This window comes from Streptomyces sp. NPDC005728, assembly GCF_040630895.1.
Classification (GTDB): Bacteria; Actinomycetota; Actinomycetes; order Streptomycetales; family Streptomycetaceae; genus Streptomyces.
Genome location: NZ_JBEXYL010000174.1, coordinates 1 through 10,405, shown reverse-complemented (window position 1 = coordinate 10,405; position 10,405 = coordinate 1). Strand labels below are relative to the sequence as shown.

At 68.2% G+C, this 10,405-nt stretch carries 6 protein-coding genes; 2 read left to right on the top strand and 4 right to left on the bottom strand.

The window, feature by feature from the left end:
- Both ABZ471_RS45790 and ABZ471_RS45785 read right to left on the bottom strand, forming a co-directional pair.
- A partial coding sequence (locus ABZ471_RS45790) for a hypothetical protein (RefSeq protein WP_359075091.1) occupies positions 1-751 on the bottom strand: 751 nt, incomplete at its 3' end.
- 52 nt (positions 752-803) lie between these two features.
- The gene (locus tag ABZ471_RS45785) at positions 804-1,994 is read right to left on the bottom strand and encodes a DUF4185 domain-containing protein (protein ID WP_359075090.1); all 1,191 of its coding nucleotides are present in this window, start codon (positions 1,992-1,994) and stop codon (positions 804-806) included.
- Between the two features lie 536 nt (positions 1,995-2,530).
- On the opposite strand from ABZ471_RS45785, the gene ABZ471_RS45780 reads away from it, so the two are divergent.
- Positions 2,531-4,987, top strand: coding sequence for a penicillin acylase family protein (locus tag ABZ471_RS45780; RefSeq protein WP_359075092.1), 2,457 nt, complete (start codon positions 2,531-2,533; stop codon positions 4,985-4,987).
- Positions 4,988-5,151: 164 nt separating this feature from the next.
- Entirely contained in the window at positions 5,152-6,171 is a 1,020-nt protein-coding gene (locus tag ABZ471_RS45775; protein WP_359075089.1) for an alpha/beta hydrolase-fold protein, read from the top strand.
- A gap of 332 nt (positions 6,172-6,503) precedes the next feature.
- On the opposite strand, the gene ABZ471_RS45770 is transcribed toward ABZ471_RS45775, so the two are convergent.
- A complete protein-coding gene (locus ABZ471_RS45770; RefSeq protein WP_359075088.1) occupies positions 6,504-9,452 on the bottom strand; it encodes a BTAD domain-containing putative transcriptional regulator in 2,949 nt (982 codons plus the stop codon).
- 345 nt (positions 9,453-9,797) lie between these two features.
- On the bottom strand, positions 9,798-10,405 hold a 608-nt coding region (locus ABZ471_RS45765; RefSeq protein WP_359075087.1), incomplete at its 5' end, for a DNA-directed RNA polymerase subunit alpha C-terminal domain-containing protein.

Here is a 10,405-nt window from a genome sequence, read left to right as displayed (position 1 = left end):
GCCGCTCCGCGTCCGTCGCCCAGAACGTGCTCAGGATGTCGCCATAGACCGCGTGGGCCACATCCGGATGCCACAAGATGATCCCGTTCTGGAACAGCTGGAAGCGCCCGCCCAGCGAGGCTGCCTCCTCGGCCCGGACCGGCCGGCCGAGGACGCCGCCCGGGCCGCCCAGGCTGTCGTATTTCGCCCCGATCGTGCCGTAGGGCTGGAACGCCTCGTCCTGCATCGCCCGGGCGACGTCCTCCGCCTGGTCGTACCGGTCCGGGTATGCAGAGCGCTGGACGGCCTGGGCGAGCTGCCCGGCGGTGCTGCCCTCCATGCCGGGCTCCATCTGCAGGGCCACCTCGAAGAACTTTCCCGCCGCGTAGTCGACGTCCATGACCTGTTCGGGTGAGCCCCAGCCCTGCGAGGGGCGCTGCTGGAAGACGCCCAACGAGTCCCGGTCCCCGCACGACAGATTGTTCATCCGGGACTCGACCCAGCCTGTCTCGAACCCGGCGAGCATGACCTTCTCGGACACGTTCATGCGCTGGCCGACCTCGTAGACCTTGCGGGTGACCGCGATGTCCCGCTCCGACGGGACGGAGCAGTACAGCGTGGCGGGGGCGACGTGGTTCAGGGGGCCGGGGATGTCCTTCAGGGGCTTTGCACTCTGGGCGCTCGCCGGGCTGCCGATCAGTACGGTCAGGACCATGAGGGCGAGCAGGGCTGTGGTGCCTAATCTTGCGCGTCGTAAGTGGACGCCGCTCATCTGTTCCTCCTGTGTGGGGGACGTGTGCCGAAGAGGGAGTACGGCATGCGGACTACGGGTTGATGCCGTCGTACTGCAGTACTCGATAGGGCGACTGGTGGAGCTGCCCGTTCCACTGCGACACGATCAAGGTCAGGGAGTTGGGGCCGGCACTGCCCGGATGGATGTATCCGCCGTAGAGGAACGGGAGTTGGGGCTTGCCCCAGTGGTTCGGCGGCCAGGCGCCGTCGCCGACGATCTGCGGCTTCGGTGCGCTCCACACGGCATCGGGCCGGGGAGCGGTGCGGGTGCAGATCGAGTAGTCGGTGACGTCGAAGTAGCTCATGCAGTAGGTGCCGCCGATGCGCTTCACCGAGAACTCGCCGATGTTGTTCCCGGACAGGATGATCGAAGGCTGGACCGCCCGGGTCCACTGCCAGCGGCCGTCGAGGTAGGCCCAGTTCTCCTGGGCTCCGAAGTTGCCGGCGCGGAACTCTTCCGGCCAGATGCGGAAGAGCTGGATCGCCCCGCCGTCACCGGTGTTGCGGTGGCTGCCGTTCCAGCGTTTGGAGAAGATGTACAGCCAGCCGTCGGGGTCGATGCCCGCGAACGACCACATTCCGTACATGGACTGGTTCACCCCCTGGGTGTCACCCGCCCAGTGGTAGGGGTAGTCCTGCCAGGTCACGCCGTGGTCGTCGGAGTAGGCGACGCCGGACATCCGTGAGCCGTCGTAGCCCGCGGGCGGCTGCCAGACCTCCACGGAGGTGTACTGGACGTACGTGCGGCCGCCGAACTCGATGCAGTCGTTCGGGATGCGACTGACCTCGAAGCCGTGCCCGTTGTCGGCGTCGTGCCGGTAGTCGAAGAGCTGCTGGGCGGCGCCTCCCGTGGGCATGGCCCAGGTGAACGAGATCGGGGTCGCGCCGGAGGCATCGAAGGCGGCCTGGTTCAGCATGACCGGGGAGCCGAGGTAGTCCCCTCCCAACCCTGGTTCGCTGAAGGAGTCGCCGAAGACGTAGCCCCAGGTGTTGTCGTGCTCCCGGTAGTAGGGGATGGCGAGATCCCCTGATCCCAGCCCCTGCGAGCTCGCCGAGTCGCCGAGCTGTTCGCACAGGGGTGTGCCGCGCTGGGCCGCAGCGGCGAGGGGAGCGGCGGCAATCGAGCTGCCAAGTGCGCCGGCGCTCAGGGCGACGCCCGCGCCGGCCCTCAGCAGCGATCTGCGGGTGATCGGGAAGTGGTCGGGGTGTGCGGGGTCGGACATGGTCGGCCCTCCAGGGTCGGCTCACCGCGGTGAACGCGGTGTCAGGTCTGGGGATGCAGTGCGTGAGCGCTGTGCCGACTGTTCCGTGTCTCCTCACGCTTCGGCCGGCGCCGGGGCATCACGGGGCGCTCGCTGCGCCACGGCTCCGGGAACGGTCCGGGCGGTCCGCAGCGACACGTTCAGCCTGGCGAGGGGCGTTGAAAGAACGATGAAATCCCGGTTCACCGCCCGGATATGGCGGTGCGGTGAGGAGAAGGACCACCGTGGAGCAGGCCGGGGACGGAAGGAGTGGTACCGCTCCCCGGCCTGTGACGGCCGCCACTCGGCCTCGGACAGTGCAGCCTCATCGCTTACCAGACAGCATCGACATCCCATCAACCACCCGGCGTCTACGTCCTGCTGGTCACTCGACGTCGTGTAGATCACCGGGCGGCAATGGCGCCTTGGGGCGCGGCGGCATCATCGAGATTTCATCGGTTCTCCTTAGCGTGGCCGCGTTCAGTCAAAGGCCAGTACCACAGGGGAAGGACGGCTCGATGGCGCGGAGAAGATTCAGATCGAGGTTACCGATGGCGGTCATGGCCGCGGTCGCCATGATGAGCACGATGGCGGCTACCGGGTCGACTGCCGCGTCGTCCGCCGCCGAACAGGGGCCTGACGAGCCGACGATCCGTTACACCGAGTACGGAATCCCGCACATCATTGCCTCGACCTGGGAGGGGCTGGGAACGGGCTACGGATATGCCGCGGCCAAGGACAACATTTGCACCTTGGCCGACACGTATCTGACGGTCAATGCCCAGCGGTCCCGCTATCTGGGGCCCGACGGCAAGGCGAGTCCCGGCGAGCACCAGAACAGCACCACCAATCTCAACAGCGACCTGTACTTCCAGCGGATCAATGACAACCGGGTGGTGGAGCGGCTGCTCGAGCAGCCCGCGCCCAACGGGCCGGAGCCGGAGGTCAAAGAGGCGATTCGCGGCTATGTCCAGGGATACAACAGGTACTTGGCCGAGACGGGCGTGAACAACATCTCCGACCCGGCCTGCCGTGGTGCGGTCTGGGTGCGGCCCATCACGGAGCTGGACGTCTACCGGCACGCGCACGCCGAGATCATCATGGGCAGTGCCGATGCGGTGCTGGACGGTGAGGTGAACGCCGCACCCCCGGGGGCGTCGGCCGCCGCACGGCCTGCGCCCTCTGCCGCAGAGACCGCGAAGAAGATCCGCGACGCGATGGCGGTGAGCCGTCAACAGAGCATGGGCAGCAACGCGTTGGCGGTCGGTTCGCAGGGCGTGTCCGGCGGCACCAGCATGATGCTGGCCAACCCGCACTTTCCGTGGCAGGGCAAGAATCGGATGTGGCAGAACCAGCTGACCATCCCGGGGAAGGTCAATGTCTCCGGGGCCAGCCTGCTGGGGTTGCCCGCGGTGACCATCGGGCACAACAACGACGTCGCCTGGAGCCACACGATCGCCACGGTAGCGCCGTTCGGGCTGTTCGACGTGCAGGTGGATCCGCTGAACCCGACCAACTACCTGGTGGACGGCACCTGGCAACGGATGACCTCCCAGCAGGTCGGTGTCGACGTGCTGAACGCGGACGGCTCCATCGGCAAGGTGACCAGGACGTTGTGGTCCACTCGTTACGGCCCGATCACCACATCGGTCCAGGGCGTCCCGTTGCCCTGGGTGGTCAGCGCCCACGCGGTACGCGACGTGAACATGGACAACCTGCGGGCCTTGAACACCTGGTTCCACCTCGACCAGGCCAAGGACGTCAACGACGTGGTGAACACTCTGGACACCACGCAGGGCGTCCCCTTCTTCAACACCGTCGCCTCCGACCGCAAGGGCAACGCGCTGTACGCGGACATCCAGGCCACCCCGAACATCACCGACGAGCACGCTCAGTCGTGCCTCACCGAGACCGGTAAGATCCTGTTCAACCAGGCGCTACGCCGGCCGAACGTGCCGCCGGTCTCCATCCTCGACGGCAAGCGCAGCGAGTGCGACTGGCCCAACGATGCGAACGCGGTCGCGCCAGGGCTGCTGGACCCGCACAAGCAGCCACGCCTCATCCGGTCCGACTTCGTGGGCAACGCCAACGACAGCGCCTGGCTGGCCAACCCCGAGCAGCCCCTGTCCTTCCCCAGGGTGATGGGCGACACGGCGGCGCCCCGGTCGCTGCGTACCCAGGAGCTGATCCTGACCGCGCAGAACCGGATCAACGGCACCGACGGCTTGGCCGGCAAGGGCTTCACGCCGGAAAACATGCGGCAGTTGCTGTTCGCCGACAAGAGCAGGGCGGCCGACCTGGCCCTCAACTCCACGGTGACGATGTGTCAGAACGTCCCCTTCGGGACCGTCCTGGTGGACGGCAACCTGGTCAACGTGAGCGAGGCATGTCCGATCCTGGCCGCCTGGAAGGATCACGCCTACACGGCGGACAGCCGGGGGTCCTGGCTGTTCGCGTACTACTGGTCCTACCTGCTCGGTGGGCAGGCTGTCGAGAAACTGCCGTGGCGGGTTCCTTTCGACCCCAAGGACCCGGTGCACACGCCCAACTCGCTGGACCCGGGAAGCTCCGCCGTCCGCGATGCGTTGGGCCGTGCGGTTCTCGCGCTGCGCAAGGCGGGCATTCCGCTGAACGCGCCGCTCTCGGACATCCAGAAGATCACCCGCAACGGTGAGCAGATTCCGATCCACGGCTCGATCAGCGAACTGGGCGTGCTGAACGTGATCACTCCTGGCCTTGTCGACGGCAAGCTGGACATCGTCTTCGGGTCCAGTTTCATCCAGGAGGTGCGGTTCACTGCAGACGGTCCGCCACAGGCCTCCTCCGTACTGGCCTATTCCCAGTCGGCCAACCCGAACTCGCCGCACTACGCCGATCAGACCAAGCTGTTCTCGGCAGGCCAGTGGGTGACCGAGCGGTTCACCGAGGAGCAGATCGCGGCCTCACCGGCATGGGAGGTCAAGGTCCTGGACTGAGATCGACGTGTGAGCACGCCGGAACGTCGATGGCGGTCTCCGGCGTGCTCTTTCATCGGGATTCCACCGTTTCCCGGTACATCTCGCACGGCACAACGAGAAGGCTCACGAGGGGGCACGCTGTGACAAGGACATCGAATGGGTGGCGACTGCTGGCGGTGTGGATGGTCGCCGCCGTGGCCATGATCATGCCGGCCGGTCCGGCGCAAGCCGCTGACCGCACCGCGCCGCCACCGATGGCGAACGGATTCGGCCTGACCCAGGTCGACACGGCCGTCGGCGGTCCCACCAACTTTTACATCACTGTGACCACACCCGAGGTCACGGGCAAACACCACATCAAAATCATTCTGCCGAGCGGCTACTACGACGACCCGGGCAGACGCTACCCAGTGCTGTACTTCCTGCACGGTTCACCTGACGACCCGATCCAGCAGACCTATCCGGCGCTGACCATGTCGGACTCGATGATCACCGTCATTCCGGACGGCGGCGCTCGGGGCTGGTATGCCAACTGGCTCGACCAGAAGACTCAGCTCGGTGCCCAGAACTGGGAGAACTTCCACCTCAAGCAGGTGATCCCGTTCATCGACGCGAACCTGCGGACCATTCCCACCAAGAAGGCCAGGGCCATCGCCGGCGTCTCCATGGGCGGGTTCGGCGCGTTCCACTACGCCCAGGACCGTCCCGACCTGTTCAGCCAGACCGCATCCCTGTCAGGAGACACCGATCTGTCGGCCAAGTCCATGGACCTGCGGCTGGCCGTCGTCGCCTCCGTCACCGACGCGTTGGGCGCAATCTGTGGCTCGTCATCCGGAGCCTGTGACCCCGACAACGACCCCTACAAGCCTGGCGTGGACAGCGACGCTCTGTTCGGCTCGCCCTACCCGGTGTTCAACGCCGACTGGCGGTGGAACGAGGTCGACCCGGCAGCGCACATGGACAAACTCGCCGGAGTCGGGGTCTCCATCTACGTGGGCAACGTAGGACTGGAGTTCTGGATCGAAGGCGCGGCCAAGCACGCCAAGGACAGCATGGACGCTCTGGGCATGCCCTACTACTACGTCGACTATGGCGACGGTTCCGCCTGGGGCACCCAATGCAACGGCGACCACAACGCCGGCTGTTGGGAACAGGATCTCCGGGACCTGATCCCCAGGCTGGAAAGGGCGTTCGCCTCCTGACCGTCCAGAACGGCTGGAGGTGGGTGGCAGCATCCTGGCCGTGCAGACCATGACACCCGCCGCCGCGTGTCGGACCGCCTGATTGCCCGGGCCTTCGCCGAATCAGGCTCTGATGGCGCCCCGATTCGACGACACCTGCGGCGGGTGCTCGCACACAGCAATAAAACGCCTTCACCTGGGTCGGCGCCTATGTGACGACCGTACGGAAGAGGCCGACTCGGTTTCCGCGCAGGTTCATCGGGTACGTCCGCAGCACCCGGCTCCGAAGAATCCCCACGTCGTCGGACAGGCGGTGGCGGGTACGGTCGAACACGGTCGGCGTCTTCGGGAGGCTAGAACCGCCGGGGGCCGGGTTGGCCGCGGCGGCGCAGGCCGTCGACCGCGCGGGCGAGTTCCCCGGGGTCGGTGCGGGAGTGGGCGATGGCCCGCTCGAACCGGTCGCGCGCCTGGGTGAGGTCTTCCGTCGCTGCGTGGTGCCAGCCCAGCCGGTTGCGGATCTCGGCCTCCAGCCTGCTGCCGGACCGTTCGCCGACCGCCGCAAGTGCCCGGCAGTGGAGTTCCGTCGCCCCGGCCAAGTTGCCCAGGCGCTCCTCGGCAGTGGCCAGTCTGCCGAGGACCGCGGCGTACAGCGGGATGTCCCCCACACGCTCGGCGAGTCCGACGGCCCTGCGGAGCGCGTCGGCGGCCTCCGCATACCGCCCACGGTCGAGCTGGAGCGTCCCCATGCGGAACAGCGTCTTGCTCAGGATCCTGGGGCTGCCGATCTTCTCGGCGAGGATGACCGATGCCGCGTAGCAGTCGTGCGCCGTGTCGTGCTCTCCCACCTGATGGTGGATGGCGCCGACGTTGGCCAGGTACATGACCGTGAGCCAGTCGTCCTCCGCTGTCTGGGCAAGGTCCGCGGATTCGGCCAGGAGCGCGGCGGCCTCGGCCGGTTCCCCGGCCGCGTTGGCGAAGATCCCGAGCGAACCCAGGGCCCGGGCCTGCTCGATGAGGTCTCCAGTTCGGCGGCTGATCTCCAGGGCGTCCCTCAGCCAGCGGCGCGCCTGCTCGTAGTGGCCCTGCAGGCCGTGCGCTATGCCCATACAGGTGCGCAGTTCGGAGACCATCCGCTGGTCGGTGGCCTGCTCCGTGAGAGGCAGCACGATCTCGATGGCGGCCCGGCACTCGTGGTACCGGCCTTGCCGGGTGAGGTAGTCGCACAGTCCCTCGGCGAGCCAGCAGGCGTCGTCCACCTGCCCCACGGCCGCCGCGTGACCGATCACGTCGATCAGCTCGCCGCCCACCGCGTCCAGCCAGGCCGACGCCTCCTCCCAGTCCGCGAAGGGCGCGGTGTCCGGCCGCGGGCCGGTCGGGAAGGCGGAGGGGCCCCAGTCGCTTGCGCGACGGGCGGCGAGCACGTAGAGCCGGAACACCCCGGTCCGGGCCGCCGCGACTTCCGCGGGGTACGCGCCGGCGACGCGCCGGGCGTAGACCGCGACCAGGTCGTGCAGGCGGTAGCGGCCCGTGCCCGCCTGCTGCACGAGACTTGCCTCGACCAGGCTCTCAAGGGCACGCTCGGCGTTCGGTGGTGTGAGGCCGAGCATGGCGGCCAGCGTCAGCCGGTCGAACTCCACGGTCGGCGACAGGCCCAACGCGCGGAACGCGCGCCGTTCGGCGTCCGGAAGCTGCTCGTAGGAGACCCGGAAGGCCGCCTCCACGCTGCGGTCCTCCACGGCGAGCTCGCCGAGCCGGTGCTCGTCGTCGGCCAGCCGGGCCGCCATGCGCTCCAGCGCCCACGACGGGCGGCTCTGTACGCGAGCCCCGACGACGCGCAGGGCCAGCGGCAGCCGGTCACAGAGGCGGGCCAGCTCGCGCACCGCCGCACGCTCGGGGTCGGAGCCCGGACCGCCGATGATACGGGTCAGCAGGGCCACCGCCTCGTCGAGGTGAAGCGGCGCCAGTGAGACCCTGCGGTCGGCGTCCAGCCCGGTCAGCCGCTGTCGGCTGGTCACCAGCACGAGGCTGCCGGGACCGGCGGGCAGGAGGGGGCGCACCTGTTCTGCAGCGGATGCGTCATCGACCACCACGATCAGCCGGAGGGCGGCGGTCGCGGCCCTCCAAGACGCGGCCAGCCCGTCGAGGTCTTCTGATGACTCGTCGTCACCTTCGCCGGCGTCGCCGAGTGCCCGCAGCAATCGGCGCAGCACGCGGTGCGGGATCGCTGCTTCCCGCCCCTCGCGGTGACCGTGGAGGTCCACGAACAGGCAGCCGTCCGGATAGCGCTCCCGCATCGCACGCGCGGCGCGTACCACCAGCGCGGTCTTGCCGACCCCGGCCATGCCGTCCACCGCGCGGACCGTCACCACCTGCTCATCGGCCGGCGCGCGGAGCATATCGAGTTCACGGTCCCGCCCCGTGAAGCCGCCGACGTCGACCGGTAGTTCATTACGCACGCGTCGGAGTGGGCGAGGGGCTGCGGGCCGCCGGTCCGTCGGTTGGCGTGGCCGTGCCGATGCGCCGTCCGCCGACCGGCGCGGCCGTGGCGACGCACCGATGAGGAACGTTTCATCAGCGCGCAGCACCGCCTCGTGCACCCGCCGCAGTTCGCCGCCCGGCTCCGCCCCCTGTTCCCTCACCAGACGACGGCGCACCTTGGCGAAGAGAGCCAGCGCATCGGCCTGCCGGTTGCCGGCGTAGAGGGCACGCATCAACAGGGCGGCCAGGGACTCGTTGTGCGGATGCGTCTCGGTCAGAGCGAACAGCTCTCCCACGACCTCGGCATGGCGGCCCAGCTGCAGCTGGCACTCCACCTTGTCCTGCACCAACGCGAGCCTGTGTTCCGTCAGCCGGAAGCGCTCTCCCTGGGCGAACGGCCCGGGGATCTCGGCCAGGACATCGCCCCGGAACAGCTCCAGAGCGGTGGACCACGCGCCCACCGCGGCGTCCAGGTCATCGGAGTCTCGCGCGGCGTGCGCCTCGGCTACGATCTCCTTCAACCGAGCCACGTCCATCGAGACGTTCTGCGGGTCGAAGCGGTAGCCACTCCGGTCGGTGACGATCACGGAGCCGGAGGGGCTTGCTCCCTCAGTGCCCAGACGTCTGCGCAGCTGGTGCACATAGACCGGGATCACCTTGGCGCCCGTGCCCGGCGGCTCCGGACCCCATACTCCGTCGAGCAGCTGCTGCCGGCTGACGGTCGTGCCCGGTCGCAGCAGCAGCGCCGTCAGCAGAGCCTGCTGGCGAACCGGACCGAGCTCCAGCTGTACGTCGCCGCGCCAGGCCCGGAGCGGGCCGAGCACAGCGAACCGGAGCCGACCGCCGCCCGTTGACAACTCCCCCCTCGATAACACGCAGGGGAGTATAGGCCCAGGATCCCCCGTTCCCCGGGGACAGGGTCGCCAAGTGGACGGCCGGTCTCCCCTCCGTGCGACCGTGCGGAGCACATCGCGCAGGTGGGTCAGGAAGCAGAGACAGAAGGCATGACAAAGCAGAGATGGGGGCCGCCTTCGCCATCTTGATCAGGCTCGGATGGCTTGGGCGTCCGCATCTCCGCTTGCGGGCCCTCGGGGAGTCGGGTGCGATGGGCCGGTGCTCATCGCTGCCTTCTCTGCCTTCCTGGCTCCCCTCGCGACCCGGCGCAGCGTTCAGTACTGCTCGGTCTCCACGAAACTCGTGCCCCCGTTATCGTCCGCGTCGAAGGCAGCGGCGGTCGGATCGAATCCGGGCGGGCTGTCCTTGAGTGCCAGGCCCAGGCCGGCCAGCTTCGCCTTGACCTCGTCGATCGACTTCGCACCGAAGTTGCGGATGTCGAGCAGGTCGGCCTCGGAACGAGCCAGGAGCTCACCCACCGAGTGGACGCCCTCACGCTTGAGGCAGTTGTAGGAGCGGACCGTAAGCTCGAGCTCCTCGATCGGCAGCGCCAGGTCGGCGGCAAGGGCGGCGTCCGTGGGGGACGGGCCCATGTCGATGCCCTCGGCGTCGATGTTCAGCTCGCGGGCGAGACCGAACAGCTCGACCAGGGTCTTACCGGCGGAGGCCATCGCGTCACGGGGACGCATGGCCTGCTTGGTCTCGACGTCGACGATCAGCTTGTCGAAGTCGGTGCGCTGCTCGACACGGGTCGCCTCGACCTTGTAGGTGACCTTGAGAACCGGCGAGTAGATGGAGTCGACCGGGATACGGCCGATCTCCTGGCCCACCTGCTTGTTCTGCACGGCGGAGACGTAACCGCGACCGCGCTCGACGGTCAGCT